The organism is Variovorax sp. KBS0712 (assembly GCF_006323185.2).
In the GTDB taxonomy this organism is placed as follows: Bacteria; Pseudomonadota; Gammaproteobacteria; order Burkholderiales; family Burkholderiaceae_C; genus Variovorax; species Variovorax boronicumulans.
In genome coordinates, this window is sequence record NZ_VCCD02000001.1 from 360,795 (window position 1) to 376,570 (window position 15,776).

18 protein-coding genes are annotated in these 15,776 nt (G+C 62.8%); 5 read left to right on the forward strand and 13 right to left on the reverse strand.

The window, feature by feature from the left end:
• Nucleotides 1-84: 84 nt before the first annotated feature.
• Complete coding sequence (locus tag FFI97_RS01545) at nucleotides 85-450, reverse strand: helix-turn-helix domain-containing protein (RefSeq protein WP_144004336.1); 366 nt, start codon at nucleotides 448-450, stop codon at nucleotides 85-87.
• Between the two features lie 417 nt (nucleotides 451-867).
• On the opposite strand from FFI97_RS01545, the gene FFI97_RS01550 reads away from it, so the two are divergent.
• Nucleotides 868-1,869: a site-specific integrase gene (locus FFI97_RS01550; protein ID WP_139701682.1), complete on the forward strand. Its 1,002-nt coding sequence runs from the start codon at nucleotides 868-870 to the stop codon at nucleotides 1,867-1,869.
• 154 nt (nucleotides 1,870-2,023) lie between these two features.
• Nucleotides 2,024-2,464: a hypothetical protein gene (locus tag FFI97_RS01555; RefSeq protein WP_144004337.1), complete on the forward strand. Its 441-nt coding sequence runs from the start codon at nucleotides 2,024-2,026 to the stop codon at nucleotides 2,462-2,464.
• Nucleotides 2,465-2,572: 108 nt separating this feature from the next.
• Here the strand turns inward: FFI97_RS01555 and FFI97_RS01560 are convergent, their stop codons facing one another.
• Both FFI97_RS01560 and FFI97_RS01565 read right to left on the reverse strand, forming a co-directional pair.
• A complete protein-coding gene (locus FFI97_RS01560; protein WP_139701680.1) occupies nucleotides 2,573-2,920 on the reverse strand; it encodes a DUF2958 domain-containing protein in 348 nt (115 codons plus the stop codon).
• Between the two features lie 41 nt (nucleotides 2,921-2,961).
• Nucleotides 2,962-3,813 (reverse strand): hypothetical protein, encoded by an 852-nt coding sequence (locus FFI97_RS01565; protein ID WP_139701679.1) that lies wholly within the window; start codon nucleotides 3,811-3,813, stop codon nucleotides 2,962-2,964.
• 126 nt (nucleotides 3,814-3,939) lie between these two features.
• Between FFI97_RS01565 and FFI97_RS01570 the strand changes: the two genes are divergently transcribed.
• Together FFI97_RS01570 and FFI97_RS01575 are read left to right on the forward strand one after the other, a co-directional pair.
• Entirely contained in the window at nucleotides 3,940-4,167 is a 228-nt protein-coding gene (locus FFI97_RS01570) for a hypothetical protein (protein WP_144004338.1), read from the forward strand.
• 8 nt (nucleotides 4,168-4,175) lie between these two features.
• Nucleotides 4,176-4,796: a hypothetical protein gene (locus FFI97_RS01575; RefSeq protein ID WP_144004339.1), complete on the forward strand. Its 621-nt coding sequence runs from the start codon at nucleotides 4,176-4,178 to the stop codon at nucleotides 4,794-4,796.
• 50 nt (nucleotides 4,797-4,846) lie between these two features.
• On the opposite strand, the gene FFI97_RS01580 is transcribed toward FFI97_RS01575, so the two are convergent.
• The 10 genes from FFI97_RS01580 to FFI97_RS01620 all read right to left on the reverse strand — a co-directional run bounded on the left by FFI97_RS01580 (nucleotide 4,847) and on the right by FFI97_RS01620 (nucleotide 13,235).
• Nucleotides 4,847-6,067 carry a CAP domain-containing protein gene (locus FFI97_RS01580; RefSeq protein ID WP_139701677.1) on the reverse strand — a complete coding sequence of 407 codons (1,221 nt, stop codon included), beginning with the start codon at nucleotides 6,065-6,067 and terminating at the stop codon, nucleotides 4,847-4,849.
• A 58-nt stretch (nucleotides 6,068-6,125) separates the two neighbouring features.
• A complete protein-coding gene (locus FFI97_RS01585) occupies nucleotides 6,126-6,449 on the reverse strand; it encodes a hypothetical protein (protein ID WP_139701676.1) in 324 nt (107 codons plus the stop codon).
• Nucleotides 6,450-6,466: 17 nt separating this feature from the next.
• Entirely contained in the window at nucleotides 6,467-6,712 is a 246-nt protein-coding gene (locus FFI97_RS01590; RefSeq protein WP_139701675.1) for a hypothetical protein, read from the reverse strand.
• Between the two features lie 31 nt (nucleotides 6,713-6,743).
• Entirely contained in the window at nucleotides 6,744-6,995 is a 252-nt protein-coding gene (locus FFI97_RS01595) for a hypothetical protein (protein WP_139701674.1), read from the reverse strand.
• Between the two features lie 20 nt (nucleotides 6,996-7,015).
• Nucleotides 7,016-7,276: a hypothetical protein gene (locus tag FFI97_RS01600; protein ID WP_139701673.1), complete on the reverse strand. Its 261-nt coding sequence runs from the start codon at nucleotides 7,274-7,276 to the stop codon at nucleotides 7,016-7,018.
• 802 nt (nucleotides 7,277-8,078) lie between these two features.
• Nucleotides 8,079-8,879, reverse strand: coding sequence for a hypothetical protein (locus FFI97_RS01605; protein WP_139701672.1), 801 nt, complete (start codon nucleotides 8,877-8,879; stop codon nucleotides 8,079-8,081).
• On the reverse strand, nucleotides 8,876-10,111 hold the full coding sequence (locus FFI97_RS01610) for a hypothetical protein (RefSeq protein ID WP_144004340.1): 1,236 nt from the start codon (nucleotides 10,109-10,111) through the stop codon (nucleotides 8,876-8,878). The genes FFI97_RS01605 and FFI97_RS01610 overlap by 4 nt, the downstream gene beginning before the upstream one ends.
• Before the next feature lie 92 nt (nucleotides 10,112-10,203).
• On the reverse strand, nucleotides 10,204-10,608 hold the full coding sequence (locus FFI97_RS01615; RefSeq protein ID WP_139701670.1) for a hypothetical protein: 405 nt from the start codon (nucleotides 10,606-10,608) through the stop codon (nucleotides 10,204-10,206).
• A 976-nt stretch (nucleotides 10,609-11,584) separates the two neighbouring features.
• Nucleotides 11,585-11,974 carry a hypothetical protein gene (locus FFI97_RS33755; protein ID WP_221937657.1) on the reverse strand — a complete coding sequence of 130 codons (390 nt, stop codon included), beginning with the start codon at nucleotides 11,972-11,974 and terminating at the stop codon, nucleotides 11,585-11,587.
• 313 nt (nucleotides 11,975-12,287) lie between these two features.
• On the reverse strand, nucleotides 12,288-13,235 hold the full coding sequence (locus tag FFI97_RS01620; RefSeq protein WP_185993537.1) for a DNA-primase RepB domain-containing protein: 948 nt from the start codon (nucleotides 13,233-13,235) through the stop codon (nucleotides 12,288-12,290).
• A gap of 2,147 nt (nucleotides 13,236-15,382) precedes the next feature.
• Between FFI97_RS01620 and FFI97_RS01625 the strand changes: the two genes are divergently transcribed.
• Entirely contained in the window at nucleotides 15,383-15,685 is a 303-nt protein-coding gene (locus FFI97_RS01625; RefSeq protein WP_144004342.1) for a hypothetical protein, read from the forward strand.
• Nucleotides 15,686-15,776 lie beyond the last annotated feature (91 nt).

The following is a 15,776-nucleotide window of genomic DNA, read 5'->3' on the forward strand; positions in this document are numbered from 1 at the left end:
TCGCCCAGCGGGCGTGGCTGAAGTTGCCGCGGTGCACGCGCAACCAATAGAGGAAGTGGGCAACCCACAAGATCGCGCGACGCATCAGTCCCACTCCAGCGTCCGAACTGACTGAACGGCGCTCAGGTGCTGCTTCGCCATCAGCAGCAGCGCATCGACGTAGTCAGGCGGGAAGCAGCGCATGTCCTGGCCGACCACGCGCAGACCGGCATGGGCCATCACCAGCGCCAACTTGTCCAGGTGATCGCTGAGCAGCCGAGAGACGGTCGACTCGCTCACACCCATGGCCGCAGCAATGGCCGTCTGCGAGGCATCGCGCTGGGTCGCCTTGAGGACGCTCGAGACGATCTTGCGAGCGCGATCTTCCGGAGGTTCGACCGTCACCTTGCAGCCCCCTGCAATGACGTGCAGCGGGTTGCGCCGCGATGCAACCAGTTGCGGCGGGTGCAAGAACCTGCGGCCCGTCTTGCTGGTGCTTCCGGGCCTGCATCCAGAGACTGCATGCCCATGAACACACGCCACACCATGCCAACAGCAGCCAATGACCCGGATCTCGTCCACAACAGCACACGGACAACGCTGAGCACCAATGCGGACCCCACAGGCCGAACACCGGCACGGGTGACGCTGCGCACCAGCAGACTTTTAATCCGTTGGTCACTGGTTCGAATCCAGTACGTCCTACCACCAACACTGAATCGGTCGAAACCCAGCATCTATGCGGGTTCCGGCCGTTTTTTTTGTCCTTTCGAATGGCGTAGGCATCGCAGGCATCGGCGCCGAATTTGTCATTTCAGTGCAATTTCAGTGCACTGGACATTGTGGGCTTCATCGATCACTTCATCGATCGACCAGAGGACCCACCACTTGGCAAGCATCCAAAAGACCCGCGAGGGCAACTACAAGATCCAGATCCGGCGCAAAGGCTGGCCAGCCTGGTTCGGCACGGCCGACACATCAGTGGAGGCGCATCGCATCGCACGGGCGATCGAGTCGGACATGGACCGTGGCACCTACCGCGACAACCGGGAGGCTGAGAGCACCACGCTGGCCGAGGCATTCGATCGCTATGGGAGCGACTTCAGCAGCCGCAAAGCGCATCCTGAACGGGACCTACAGCGCATTGAACGCTGGAAGCAGCATCCGCTTGCACAGCGCTTCATGGCAACGCTGCGTGGGGCCGACTTCGCAGCATATAGGGACGAAAGGCGCCGAGCTGGCCGTGCCGAGAACACGATCAGACTCGAACTCCAACTGGTGAGTCACCTCTTTGAAATGGCGCGAAAAGAATGGGGGTGGGAGGGGCAACCGAACCCGCTGAAGAACATCCGCAAGCCCAGTGGCACAAAGGCGCGTGATCGACGCCTGCACCCTGGCGAGCGGGAACGCCTAGCGGTGGCGCTCGCCGCGACAGGCAACCCATGGGCCACTCCCGCCTTCGAATTGGCTGTCGAAACCACGCTGCGGAAAACCATGCTTTTCGAGTTGCGGTGGGAGTGGATCAGCTTGGCCGACCGTGTGCTCACGATCCCGCGCGCCTACCATCAGCGTGTGAACAAAGGGGTTCCGCACGAGATCCCGCTGTCGTCGAAGGCGATGGCAGTCCTGCAAGCCATGCCGCGCAGCATCGATGGCAGGGTGTTTGGGTGCACGGCCAACGCGGTCTTGATGCTCTGGAAACGGACGCTGAAACGTCTCAAGATCAGTGACTTGCGTTGGCACGATCTACGCCACGAAGGGGTGTCTAGATTGTTCGAGAAGGGCTTGAGTGCCATCGAGGCATCGAGTATCAGCGGCCATAAGAGCTTCGTCATGCTCAAGCGGTATACGCACCTTCGGGCGACTGACTTGCTCGCGAAAATTGGTTAGCGAGCCAATAGTGCCCGTGAATTTGTCATTTCGGTGCACTGATGTGTCATCCGCACACTGACCTCGACTGCCCGCAGGTCTAGCCGGTTCATCTCCCCGGTGCCCCTCCTTTCGAGGCCTGCGAGGCGGTCATCTCCTCGAAAGGAACTTCCAAATGAAGATGAAACCACTGGCCGGCGCTGCGCTGGCCCTCGCACTCAGCCTCAGCGCACAGGCTCAGCAACTCCAGATCGCTGACAGCACTGGCGGTCACCAGATCGCCGGCGTAGGCATTGACCAGGCGGCGATCTACAACGGCATCAGCGATGCCCGTGGACGAGCGCAGAACGCCCAAGGTATGGCCGAGTGGGCAGGCCAAACAGCCCAGAGCGCTAGCCAAGTTGCTTCGGCCGCACAGGGCACGGCGAGCTATGCCGTAGGTCGTGCAGCCGATGCCCGGGCCCGCGCCGACTACACGGCCTGGTACAACTGGAATTACACGCGGTCGACTGCCATCAGCAACTGCATGGCCACGGGGGTAATCCGGTTTACTGCACGATCATGGCGGATGCCCAGTATCCAGCCCCTTAACCTCAGGAGCCAGTTCCCTCTATGACAGAAAGCGCCCTCAAGGGCGCTTTTTTTGCCTCCTCACGTGCATCTGAGTGCCAGTCGAAATCCAACGACCGCAAATCTTGGAACCTGTCTTTCTGCGCAATCAGGATCAGTCGGTAACCATGCCATCGCGCAGCGCGTCAGCCACATAGGCCGACAACGTCTTGCGTGCCTTGTAGTGAGGTTCGACCGCCACCGACATTCCCCTTGGCCCCTTGATACTGGCCAGCATCCTCAAGCTGACCAGGCCCAGTTCCGGGAACCCGGTCCCGATGTCGATGAGCCCATAGGCCACATCGCCGTCTGCATCGAGCGCAGTCAGCACCCAGCATGCGCCGGCGTCCGGCGTGTAGAGCTTGACCACCGGATAGGGGTCGACGGCTTCACCGCGAACGCGCGCCACGCCGTTCGCAAGCATCTCCTTGCGCTGATCCTCGGTCATGAACGGGGACGGCATAGAACCTCCGGGGATCGAATGCATGCATCGTGCTTGATCGGTCAGAACCTGAGCTTTTCCCACAGGCCGAAGAACAGGAGTCCAGCAAAGGTGAAAGCGGTCAGTCGCTGCCAGTACCTGGACACCAAGGTGGTGACAGCCCAGCGAATTGGGCGCTCCCTGGCCTCGTCGTACAGCGACCAGGCATCTTGAACAGCCTTGTTACGGGCCTCCAGATCTGAAGCCGTGTCGGCATGTCGTTGGACAAGCCCGGCAAAATAGTCAAAGACGGGAAGCTCGACGATATTGCGTTTCCAGGTGTCCACCGGGGTCAGTGCGCCGGCGTGCATCGAGCGCGACTGGCCCGCTCCATGATCGGAATGCGGGTCGTAGTCAAAGACGATATTGAACTGCTCGTATAGACGGTTCCTGCGTTGCTTGTTGCCTGACCATGCGTCACTGGCATTCAGCGTGACGGTCTTGACCTCTGCCTCAGGCCACTGCTTCGCCCAAGTTACGATCTCGTTCATCATGTAAGTCGCGATGCGGTGGCCGTCGAGCTCATCCAGGTTCAAGAAGACTCCACCGCGACCGTAGACCTCACCAGAAGTCAGCGACACCCGCCCGTGGAGCTTCTTGTAAACCCCCACGAAGCTGCCGGCCTGAGCATGCGAACGCCGACGATGGTCGGATTTGCCGAGGATTCGTTGGTACCGCAGACTGATCGTCGCCTCGAAAATCGAGCCGTCGTCCTCATCCAGCCGACTCGTTTCCTCGCGCTGCAGCAGCAGGTGAGCGATTGGATCGCCTACGTCCTTTCCGCTTTCGCGATCATAGATTTCAAGCACCTGCAGGCGCGGTTTCGAACGGGTGCCATCGGCATGGCACCCCGGCTCAAGCAGACTAAGGCTCATCTTTCGCTCCGATGCTGGATTTCCATCACCACAGCGTACCCGAACCCGCCCACGTGATCATCTACAGTTGGCCGCGAGGCCAAGTCCACGGGGCGATCTTGAGGCCAACGATCCAGGAGAGACTGCGTGTACGGCTATGTGAATTTCCCCTACGACCACGGCTTGCTGGTCAAAGAAGAGCTTTCCGAACACGGCTACGTCGAGTCCCAGTCCGATGATGACCTTGGCCGGTACCTCTACCTGTTCGAAATCCGCGAGCGACTCGTGCCGGCGCGCCCGTATCGCGTTCACCTATCGCGCGAGATTCTCCGAAACCTCAATTCCCCTTGCTACGGCCAACGATCGATGAGGTGATCGCGCGCATGACAGCCGGCCAGCCCCTGGCGCCCTACCTATCGACGCTCGCCAACAAGCTGGTCACCCATGATCATTTGCTCGTGCACTGGGGCGTCCATCACTTGCATCTGGAGCCGCTCTGCACATTGGACGAGAGGGGCTATGTTGCCAGGGCGGACAACCTGCTGTTCTTTCGGGTGAATGGCGCCGACATCCATCTGATCGACATCCTTCCCCACAATCCATCGCCCTTTGCGCAGGATGAACTGGTGAAGATTGTTGATCGCAACTGGCCCCAACTGCATCAGCAGATGCGTGGATTCACGACCCGGGTGCTATCGCCTGCGCAGATCAAGAAACTGCGAAAAGGGAACTTGAACACTGCGGTTCAAACCGACACGCGCGTCGTGATGCCGGCATTTGGAGCCACGAGCGCTGGCCGTTCGCTTGCGGGCGTGCTTGAGGCCGATCGCATCTTCGCGGACCTTCGACGTCTTGAAGGACTGGTCGCCGAGAACTATGAGCGATGGTTTCCAAGGTCATCCGCTTGGATCACCAACGTGCGGCTTGTCGGTGTCGAGAAGGACGGCTACAACCTCGTCGACGGCGCCAGCGGATACACGCTGCAGTTGGAACGCACCAGCTAAGAAGGCGGACTGCGAAAAGCCCGCCCCGTTGGCATGCGCCCTGCGGCTAGTTAGCCGCCCGTCTTGAACGTGAACGTCTTCGTGAAGCTGCCTGTCGCGTTCGTCGTGATCGCAGGGTTCTTGCCGGTGCTGATCGGCTGGCCGTTGTTGTAGTCGGCCATGGTGGTGTTCGTCCCCGTGACGCTGACTAGGTACTCCGTATTCGGCTCGAGCGGCTGATCCGGCAGGATGATCGCGCGGCTCGGGTCGACCAAGAAGTTGGGGTCGTTCGCCTTGAGCATCGGCGCGCGCAGCGTCACTGAGGCGCCGTCCGACTTCTTCAGCATCGTGGCGGACTGGATGGTGATCAGCTGGCCGACGCGTACTGCCACGATGATGGGTTGGCCAACGGGGTTGGTCGACAGATCGCGGCCCGGAACTGGGTTCGGCTGCTCGTTCTTGAGCTGGTAGGCCGTACCGGTGGTGCCATCGCACGGATAGGTCTGCACCGCGGCACCATCAGGCTTCTGAGAAAACTGCCCCTGTGCGATAGCCAGATTGAACTGGGAGATCGCGCGAGGGCCAAAGTTTGCGGTGGCGGCTCCGACCTGGTCGGAGCTCATGATCGAGATGCCCACGTCGATCTGCGGCGACAGCAAGTCGAGTGCGTGATACGGGGCACTGAGCAGGCTGCGCACTGCTGCGATGCCGCGCCCCTGAGGGGCAAACTCCGTGGGGCCCAACACGTTGCCGTTCGCGCCTGTGGTGTCGGCGAAGGCATCCAGGATCAGCCCTTGTCCGTAACCTGCGGCATTGGCGCGGTCGGTAGGCGTCACCCCGGTGAAGGCAGCCTTCGAAGCGTCCTGGAAATGGCCAGCGATGTTATTCACCAGCAGGTAGTTGGAGTGGCCCGCTGCGGCGATATCCAGGTGTGCGTTTTGAGCCAGCAGGCCGAAACCGCAGCGGCTGCGCTCGGCGTTGAGTGCCGAGTAGGCGGCGAGTTCTTCACTGCCAGCGCCGTAGGTCGAGCCAGGCACCGAGGTGACGATGGTCGACGCGGTATCGCCTGCGGAAGGATCGTTCGTCCCAGGCTGCGACGGCGGCGGCGCAACGGGCGGCTGCGCGGGCGGCGTAGCCGGGGTCCCAGTGTCCGGTGGCGGTGCAATGGCGATCAGCGGGATGCCACCACCGCTGCCACCTCCACCACCACCGCAGGCCGATAAGAGAACGAGGGCTGCAGCAGAAAGCGCGATCGCGCTGGGGAATTTGGGGAGCTTGTTTTTGGTTTTCATGATGAGTTGAAAAATCGGGAACTGAAAAGCTGTTGTTGAAAGGTCTTGGGGTGCGAGTTCAGCCGAGGCGAAGACCCATGGGATGCCGAATCGAGGCCGCAGATGCGACCGCTCCCAGGCCCAGCGCCGCGGCCGTGGCCAGGCCTTGTGCCATCCGCTGCCGGCGCACCGCCTGGGCAGACTCGTATTCACGCTGGCGAGCTGCCGCGGCTGCTCGTGCGGCTTGAGCCTGTGCGCGCCGACGCTGCCGCTGTTCGGCTTCCAACGCACCCACGGCGCAGTCGATCTGAGCCAGGCGGGCGTCTAGCTGATCGAGCTGCGCCTGAAACACGAGCCAGGCCTGCCGGCGGGCAGCCCGTTCGTTTTGGGGCAGGGGGTTCATGATGGTGTCCTCAAAAATCAAAGGAAGGGGACTTGGGTCTGGTTGGCCACGTCCTGTCGGGCCGCCAGCCAGGCGTACGCCAGGCCTCGGCTGAAGCCGTTCGGAGCGGTCTTCGCAAGCTCCTCGAGCTCGGCTCGGGACATCTGCCAGGGTCCGGCCTCGAACGTGTCGTACCACTGGGTATGACGAGCCTCGAGCTCCGCCCAGTCAGCCCCCGTCCCGCAGGTCGTGTCCAGGCTGAAGCTTCCGTTGCCGTTGTCCATGTCGTTCACTCCTCGTTCGTAGTTGTTGGATCTAGATCTCGCCCGCGTCCTGCTGCTCGCGCTCGAGCTCGCGAACGACCCACGGCATGAGTGCGACCCAGGAGCCCGCACGCTCGATTGCTTCGGCCATCGTGTAACCCACGGCTGCAAGCCAATCGGCCTTGTTCAAGACCAGTGCGACCGCCACTTTCTCGCCCGTGCTCATGGATGACCAGGCGTCGCGGCCGCCACGAACCGCATCCCGCGCTTTGCCGAAAAAATGGCGAAATTCAACGTCGTTCATGTCGTTTTCCTCGGCGGTGTTCAGGCGCGCAGCAGCCTAGCGATCCGGCCAGCCGGGCCAGCGACCGCCAGGTCGCCGGGGGCAAGGCCGAAGGCCGCCTCGACGGCTTGCTGGTTGCCCTGATCGAGGGAGAACACAAGAAACCGGAGCAGCTCACTACGCGGCTCTCCAGCCAGCTCACGGCGCTTATCCTCTGCCCAGGTGCGCAGATCCGGTCGACTTGCCACCACTGCGTCAAGCGCGCGCTCGGCGAGCGCATCGAGTTGTTTTGCTTTTGCCATCGTCATTTCCTTCGTGCCGCAACGCGGCGTTGGTCTTCAAAAACACCGGAACCTTGAGCTGAGCCCTTGGGAATCCGGTCCCGGCTGGGAAAACGATCCAGGCGGTCTCAATCACCGTCTACCTCTCGCCTTCGCCCGTAGTCCGTGGGGCCGGCGCGATTGATGCTCGCAAGGGCCCGCCCGGATGCCGCATGCGCAAGCGAGCGCAGCGAGTGCGAACGGGAGAGGACGGGAGCGAAGCGAACCCTTGCGGGTAGCAATCGAGCGCGCGCGCGCGGCGCCGGTCACACTGACGAAGGAATAGCGAAGGCGCGAGGTAGACGGTGAAGGCCGCGGAGAACAATTCCCAGACGGGACGCCGCGCGGCGAGCGCCTCATGCCGCGCAGCGGCACTGGTCGGCCGAAGGCCGTTGAGCGCAGCGAGCTGCTGCCGCAGGCAGCGTGCGTCATGCGATCGGAACCGGAGGCCGAGACCGAAGGGCTCGGGGGCGCAGCCCTGAGAGCGCGGTCGGCGAAGCCGAGACGCCCAACGACAACGACCGACTCTTGCCCCAACCTTCGTCCATCGTTGGCCGAAACTTCGTCGAACCTTCGGCCAAGTCGCGACTTGTACGAACCTTCGGCCAACCTTCGTACAACACTGCCTCTAGAGCCGCGCGCCGAGCGCGCGGCAACAATGCAGAGAAAAAGATGGCCGAACCTTCGTACAAGGTTCGGCCAAATGCGAACTTGCACGAAGCTTGGCCGAAGGTTCATCCAAGTCTGTCCGAATGCTGGGCGAACTTGACGGCTCGCGTCACGATCAAGCGCCGCCGAACGAGAAGAGTTTCAGCAACATGAACGCCTCGAGCAGGACGGCCACACCCGCGACACCCAGCAAGATCGAAACGGTGCGAAGCAAGTCATTTGCTCGCCGCAGTTCATCGCGGTTGGCCTTGGCAGCAGCGGCGGCATCAGCGACAGTCTGAGCGCGAGCAGCAGCCGCGGCGGGGGCTGCTTCAAGCTGGAGGATCCAGTTCTTGTAGCGCCCCGAGATCTCCGCAGCGAGGGCCTCGGCGGTGAGCTGCGACGGGGCCAGCTCCCGGGCGGTAGTCATGGCCCAGCACCAAGCCTCGCCAAGCCCGCCGTCCGCGTGCGCCACCAACGGATCGGGCAAGTCCTGGAGGTCGTATAGCGACGCCGAGTACTGCAACTGCAGACCCTCTTCGCCGGCGAGCGGCGGGCACGCCGCGGCTGCGTCGATGCGCAGGAATAAGGCCTGCTGCAGGGCTGCGAATGCTCCATCGTGAACGTGATGGGGCAGCAGACGATGAGTCCACTCGTGAATGATCGTGGCGACGATCGAGCGGTGCGACCACAAGACGAGTCGACTGCTCACGGCAATGCGCCCGTCAGGGACCAACGTCGAGTCCAAGGCAAAGCCGCCCCATTGCCCCGTGGGGCGCAGTTCGATGGGATACGGCCTTTGAAGGCGGCAAGCAGTTATCACCGGAGTCAAGATCCTGCATAACCAGCCTGCCAGCGCAGGCCTTGCCGGCGCCACCTGGTACACCGGTAAGGATAAGGCCCCATCTTCGTCGTCGGCGACCACGAGACCGTTCATGCGCGACCAGGACGCTCACGCTCATGGGCTGTGTCATCGTCCGCGTCGGTATCGTCCAGGCCGTCGGGCCAGAGCTCGGCGGCAGCCTGGTTTCGGGCGAGCGCCGCATCCTGAATCGCCTCCTCGAGCGCAGCCTTCTCCCCCTTGATTCGGTCTTCATGGGCCTTGATGAATTGCAGGCGTGCCTCGCCGAGGGGCAGAGCGTGGAAGGCCTCTTGTTCGTACGGCGGCACGTGGTGCACCTGGTGCGCATGGAGGAGCCTCAGGCGACGTGAGGCCGCGAGAAAAGTCGCCCTCAGCTCGGCAGCGCGCTTAGCGTCGGTGATATCGAGCACCGACGGCGCTTGGTTAGGACCGATGTCCTGCTCCTGAGCGGCATGTTCGCGATCGGAGATGGTCTGCTGCTCCTGCTCATCCAGGACCTCGCCAATGGCCTTCTGGAGGAACAGTTGCTCTCCCACGAGAGCGTGCGCGATTGATCCCGCTGCGCCCACGGATTTCACCGTCGCCCACGCCTCGGCCTTGTTGGCTGCTGCCACTGCCTCCTGGCCCAGAGCCATCACGTCATCGCGCCCGTGCTCCGCCTGCGCCAACTTGAGGTTCGCGGCGGCCAGCTCGGCCAGCTGAGCGTCTCCAGGCAACGTCTTGCCCTCTCTCGCATTGCGAAGCAAGTCACGTTGACGGTCTAGCTCAAGCGCCCTCGCAGCACGATCCAAAGCGCTCTCTGTCACGTCTTGCACTGCGCCCGCGTTGTCCAGGCTGACGCCGGCTGCCTCTGCGGCTTTTCGGTAACGACTCAGCGTATTTTTGAGCTCTTGCACCTCACTGCGCAGGGCGCGAAGCTCTGTTTCGCGCGGGTCGGAATCGGTATCGGGCTCGAGGGTCTGCACGGCGCCGGCCGGGGTCGGTCGAGCAACAAAGAATGACGCGATCGCAGCGAGGACCCGGCGGAAACCTTCGATGAGCTTTTCGAGCAACCCGCTTGGCCAAGCTTCAGGCGCGGCGAGTTCGCTACGCTCGGTCTTGAGCGGAGGCCGCGGACGGTCGGCGTCGATACCGCTGCCGCTGGTGCCGGCTGCGGCCGCAGCGGTGGCGCTCTTCTTCATCGGGACCCCATCGAACCGCAACGAGTCGCGCAGGCTGGGGCGCGGCGCCTCTGCTGCAGTCGGTGCGGGTGCCGGGGTCGGGTTGGATTGAGGCGAAACGGGCGGGACTGGGGGCGTGGTGGGCATCGGGAGCTCCTTTGGTTGATGCTGGTGGTGAAACTCATTGGCGGCGTGGGCCTGAGCCCGCTCCAACAGGTGGTCGATGACACTGGGTGCTGTCATCTGCTGCGCCTTACGCTTGGAGGTGGGCTTGGAGGGCTTGGTCGGATCTGCTCCTGTGCGTGTGCGGCGCGAACGGCTGAGATCTGCATCTGGGCCCAACTCCAGGCGGCCACGGCGATCAGGGCGCACGTCGTCACCGTCACCGCGATCGGCGTGACCACGACCAAGAGCAGGGCCTTGCGCAAGCGCAGACGGGCTTGCCGCAAGTCGTCCCTGGCTTGCCCCTCGGTCAGCTCGATGGACGCGCGAAGAGCTTGCCCATGCGTTTGAAGAGCCGTCGCCATCCGTTCCGTCGTCTGATCGAGAAGGGTGCCGAGCGTCCTGGTCTTGCCCATGACCTGGCCGACCTGTTGATTGAGCTCGACCAGCGCCGTTGCCTGGCGCGCGATCTGCGTTTCCATCGAGCTGGTCGACGACGGGCTGGCCGTATCTGGCCCGGTGGTAGCGGGCTTTCGCGGAGATAAGAGGAGCGAGCTCGGCTGCTGCTCTGGCTGCTCTGGCTGCGTCCGGCTCTGAGCCGCGCCAGAGGGGTTGTGCTCGGCCACTCCAGCGTGTCCAGGTAACTGAAGTCGCTCGACAATGCGGGCGGGATTGAGCTTTTGTCATACAGAAGACCCCGCAATCGCATGGCCCGCTCGCGCCCAGGCAGCAGGACAGAAACATAGTCCTCGCCCTGGCGGGTCACCCGCCCCAGCTTCTCCAGGGCGGCCACCACGTGCTCGCGTGTCTCGACCTGACCGGCCTGAACACCGCGGGCCAACCATTCCGTAATCTGGTGCTCGGCTCGCCGCCCGGGCTGAAGGCCAGCGCGGAGGAGTGCGGCGTCCGTAAAGGCGGCCGCTGGCGTGCTGGGCCTGACGAGCCGGGTACGGCTCGGGTCGAGGATTGACGACCAGCCCCGAGTGGCATTGGCAACCTCCTGGGAGAGAACAAATGCCCGTAGAGCTGATTTGGACGGCGGGCAGATATTTAGACTTCGAAAACGAATTCGACCATCTATATCCGAGGAAGCCACGCAAGAGGGACTTAATATATGGACGTCGTGTCCACCCGTTGGCGATGTATGGAGCACGACCAAATAAGAGTACGTTCCTTTTTCCAAGCCGCTGAAGGCCACGCTCTCCCAGCGGTGGCATTCCTCGATAATTTCTTCGTGCGTCGGTGCGTCCTCGTCCGCCCAACTCAGGACAAAGGATTTGTACTTGTGTTTCAGATGTCCAATCTGTGCGCACCAAGCTAGAAATTCCTCCGGTGAGCCGGCGAGAATTTCCGGTTGGGCGTGGCGCAGCTGACCGTTGGCCTCGTGCAGAGCTAATACGTATTTGACAGCTCCCTCGGGCGAGCGATGCTTGGCCCCGGCTTTGATAAATTTTCCCATCATCCATTTCGGCGCTCGCTTGAATTGAAGAGCTCTCGGGCGGTTTCTTCAATGGCTTTGAGGGATTCCAGGATCTGGACGGCCTGGATTGGGCTTGCAATTACCGCAGCAGTGTTGACATGCTTGGCCAACTGGTTGCAAGACGAGCTGATGTTTGATGCGAGCCAGGTCAATTTGGGGTCGGAAACCGCAGCCGGTCGGCGCGGTGCGCCCCGGCCCGTGAAAGCGCCGGGCACGGATGCGGCTGCGGCCACCTGACTGCGAAGCCAGTCCGAGACGCCAAGGTTCGCGGTGGCCGCAGCTGCTCGCCAGGCGGCTCGATCTTCAGTGGGCAGGCGGAGGGTGAGGTGAGCGTCGAACGGGCCGCCAGGCTTGGGTGGACGGCTCACGAGTGGTGGCTTCCAGAGGCGTTGGCGTAGCCGACGGCAGACCGCGGAGCGGGCTGCATAACGGGTTCAAGGGCAGAGCCTTGCCAGAACAAAGGGGCACCAAACGAACCGCGCAGCGGGTCGTTTGGTGTCACTTGTGTGTTCTGGCTGTGCAAGGGAACTCATGCCCCGATGGTCTTCCCAAGCCCGAGGTGCACCGAAATGACAAATTCGGGCTGGGCAGTTGAGGCGGCCCTGGCGACTGCCCTTGAGGCACACCGTCGCAGCGTGCCGCTGCATCGGAGCGTCCCGCAGCTTGGGTGCACTCCTGATCTCAGCCCGACAAGAAACCCTGCTGACGGAGCTTGTCCAGGGTCGTGCTCACATAGTGAGCACAGCGCGTCTCGTCGCGCGGTTGCCGACCTGGCTGGCGCACCGAATGCTGGAGGAAGGCTTCGACCTCAGCAGCACTGCGCCCGGACTTCAGCATGCCGATCGCGCGGCCCCAGTCGCGCCCTGAGGCTGTGCTGTCGGTGCCGGAGCTAAGGGGACGCGTTCGCGGCTGTTGCGCCCCCGGCACTTTCTTCTCCAATGCGGACGGACGGTTGAGTTGGGATTTGGCAAGTAAATTTCCGATTTCGTGCTTCTTTCCATCAGCCAAATAGACAAGCCGAGTCCAAAATCTTCCTCGGCCAGGTTTGAGATTTACAGAACCAGGCCATCGATGAGCCTGATGCCCCGAAAGCGCGCCAGGATCTGACTTGTATCCGGTGCTTTCGTACAGGACGCGGTGAGCGTGATGACGATCTTCGTTCGTCATATCTTGATCGCCGGCATAAAGGTGCTGAAAATTTCCATATGAAGTTTCGAGAACAGCACAAGCAAATCCGTCGAACAGTGGTGTCGCTGATTTGACGTCGTCAAGTAGAAGAATGCGTGAGCCTTCGCGTGGCCCTGCAAAGAGTGATTCGCCAATAAATTCGCCAACGCTCTTGGATATTTTCTTTTCGCGGGCATGCACCATTTTGAAAAAATCTTCCCAGCTCGTAAGTGAGAGCCCGCGGTATTGACCGATCGACTCGGCATTCTTGGAATACTTTCCAATAGGTAATTCGCCGCCGGAATAGCGACCGTCGTTCGAACACCGAATCGTCACCAATCGGGTGAGGTGGTCTCGGTTGCCGCCGTTCTGTTTCATGATCCAAATGGCCAGGCGGGTCGAATTGGCGCACCGTTCGCGCATCGCCGTCTCTGATCGACTCATTCCCTCGGACTCGTTCAACGGGCGGCCGGCCATAGAAGAGTCGATCGGAGGGGCACTCAGGACCTCGGGAACTGGTTCCTCGATGAACTGGGCACCACCCCCAGCCCGCTGTCGCGGGCGGGAGAGGGGGAGCGGCGCTCGCGCGCCGCGGAAACCGCGGAGGAATGCGCCCCTTGGTCGCCCAAGCCCCCATGTCGAGTCTTACGGCCAGGGGGGTGTGAATACCGGTCTCCGCAAAATTTGCGTGCTGGAGAGCGCAGTATTTGCGTGCTGGGGCGCTGGCAACCCGCATGGGCATTGGGTTTCAGAGGGGGCATCTTTTTGGGCGTGATTGCCATGTGCAAGTCTCTGGGCCCCGAAAGGCCTAGTGCGAATGTCATTGGGAGCTCGATTTCTGCCGGTGACGGGTAGGCCAAGTGCCCCCGCTTGCCCGCAGCGCGCAGCGCTGCGCGCTGCCGGTGCCAAGCCAGCGCGATTTCGATGAATGCCGGGTTCAGGTGAGTCAATGCGACTTCCTCCTTGAGCCTGGCGCCGCGTGGCCGGCGCCGCTCGCGCACGATCAGGCCAACTTGCAGCAAGAGAGCCACCGCATCGTCCACGGCGCGGGGCGAGGCTTGCCTCGGCCCATGGCTGCCCAGAAACTCAAGCTTCACCTTGATCCCTGCAGTTGGGTCGCTGGCCTTGGCCTTGCGGCACAGCTCAGCAAGTACTTGCCCGGCTGTAGGCGTCAGCCGCTGGCCAACCCAGCGGATCTCACCAGTGAGGAATTGAACGAGCGCGTCCACAGGTCGAATGACCAGACGCTCGAAGGGAGGCGAGCAAGCGCGAGATGCTTGCCCCATTTACGAGGCCCGAAGATAATTTAGGCAGCGTCCAAGCTACCCCTCCGAGCCCGGTTGCCTTCCCCAAGGCGGCCGGGCTTTTCCCTTTTCAGGCCTCGGAACCCTGCAACAGTGCGAGCGCGCGTTCAGGCAGAGGGCGGCGCTTTCTCCCGCGCCGCGCCGCCTGCTGCGGCTGCGCGCGTGCGGTGGTGGCGGCAGGGGCAACTGAGGCTGGCGATGCAGGGGCCGCTGTGGTGGACAACCCGGTTATCCACGCTTTGATGTCCTTGGCAAGCCACACAGACGGTCGACCGCCGACACCTGCAACCGCCGCCGCGGGAATCAGTCCTTGCCTCGCGGCATAGCGCACCCCGCCTCTTACTTGAGCCGGGGTGCGGCCGCGGAGCCAAGGCAGCAGCGCGCCGACAGCCTCAGCGGTCAGGAACGTGTCGTCTGGCATGGCCGCATGCTGTGCGCGCTCGTTGTGGTCCGTCGCGTAAGAATTTGGCATATGTCGTTCGATGGCTGGTAATCTGTGATGAGCGAATTACCCGCCATCAACGCGGGTGCACCAAAATGACAAATTCAGCCCGTCACCGAAACGAACGACTGGCCTCGGACACGATCGAGGCCATGGAGTCGTTGCGCGCTCGGTTGGCTCCAGATCTCCCGCTCGGCACGAGTTACGCAATCGATCTGAGCGACGCCCAAAAGAAAGCATGTCGGAGGGTCCTCGAGCTGGTCATGCTCGGTGCGCTTGATGCCGACGCCGCCGCGTCGGACCAAGGGCAGGGGCGCCGAGGCCGTGGCAAGCCGCCGACGGTCCCACACGATGCGAATCGGATGCTGGTGAGGATGATCGTCATGGCTGCCCGCGTGGACGAGCCCACTTTGAGCCCTTTGCAGATCGCGCAAGAGCTTGAGAAAGCAGCCGGCGGGCTACCCGATGGGATCGACGATGCCGCGCAACTCGGGGCCGTCCTTCAGGCGCATTGCACAGATCCAGGTCCCAAGCGCAAGCGCAAGCACCTCAGTGGTCTGAGTCGAGAGCGCGCCGGGTGGCTGGCTCAGGCAGCAGAGAGCATCGGCTGGCTCCCCCGAGGGGCATTGGCGCGCGCCGTACCTACTTCGCCTGCTGCTGACCCTCGCCTCCCCAGAGCCCGAAGAAGATCGGGTGTGGTCCCACGAACTGCGAGAGCTAGAGGCCGCGCTGCTGGCACCCCCGCCGCCAGCGCTGACATCTTCCGAGCTGGCGCGCGCTTGGCGAGCAATGGTCAAGGGAGGTTCTGAATTTCGCAAATCCGCAGCGGCGCACGCCGCGCAGGTGATGCGCTGCAAGGCCCAGTGAGTCTCGATGCATTGAATGAGCCGCCGGTGCCGGCAGCGGTGGAGGTCGCGCTCAGCGACCGCAAGGTCGGAGACGTGATCGAGGCGTCCCCATTGGTGGTGGTCTACACGATGCGCGAAGGTGAGGAAGGCCATGCCTGGGCGATTCAGCCCGCCGCAGACAGCATGTCCGCCGCGTTCGATCTGGCCGAGTACGCGGTCGCGGCCCACCGGCCACGCGCTGGCCGCCGCGGCCAGGCGCAGGGCAATGACGCCGGCGCCAGCGTCGATCTCGCCCAGGGGCTCGCTCGCTGGCGCTGACGAAAGGCTCTCCACATGACCGTGATCACCCAGCGCATCGACTCCATAACCCGCGCGATTACCCCCGCACCTGTTGCCGACAGGAAGCCGG

Coding starts and splice junctions, on each gene's coding strand:
- FFI97_RS01590 (WP_139701675.1), bottom strand. CDS start 6,712: ATGGACAACGGCAACGGAAGCTTCAGCCTGGACACGACCTGCGGGACG.
- FFI97_RS01595 (WP_139701674.1), bottom strand. CDS start 6,995: ATGAACGACGTTGAATTTCGCCATTTTTTCGGCAAAGCGCGGGATGCG.
- FFI97_RS01580 (WP_139701677.1), bottom strand. CDS start 6,067: ATGAAAACCAAAAACAAGCTCCCCAAATTCCCCAGCGCGATCGCGCTT.
- FFI97_RS01610 (WP_144004340.1), bottom strand. CDS start 10,111: ATGCCCACCACGCCCCCAGTCCCGCCCGTTTCGCCTCAATCCAACCCG.
- FFI97_RS01575 (WP_144004339.1), top strand. CDS start 4,176: ATGACAGCCGGCCAGCCCCTGGCGCCCTACCTATCGACGCTCGCCAAC.
- FFI97_RS01560 (WP_139701680.1), bottom strand. CDS start 2,920: ATGCCGTCCCCGTTCATGACCGAGGATCAGCGCAAGGAGATGCTTGCG.
- FFI97_RS01585 (WP_139701676.1), bottom strand. CDS start 6,449: ATGAACCCCCTGCCCCAAAACGAACGGGCTGCCCGCCGGCAGGCCTGG.
- FFI97_RS01605 (WP_139701672.1), bottom strand. CDS start 8,879: ATGAACGGTCTCGTGGTCGCCGACGACGAAGATGGGGCCTTATCCTTA.
- FFI97_RS01600 (WP_139701673.1), bottom strand. CDS start 7,276: ATGGCAAAAGCAAAACAACTCGATGCGCTCGCCGAGCGCGCGCTTGAC.
- FFI97_RS01615 (WP_139701670.1), bottom strand. CDS start 10,608: ATGGAAACGCAGATCGCGCGCCAGGCAACGGCGCTGGTCGAGCTCAAT.
- FFI97_RS01555 (WP_144004337.1), top strand. CDS start 2,024: ATGAAGATGAAACCACTGGCCGGCGCTGCGCTGGCCCTCGCACTCAGC.
- FFI97_RS01565 (WP_139701679.1), bottom strand. CDS start 3,813: ATGAGCCTTAGTCTGCTTGAGCCGGGGTGCCATGCCGATGGCACCCGT.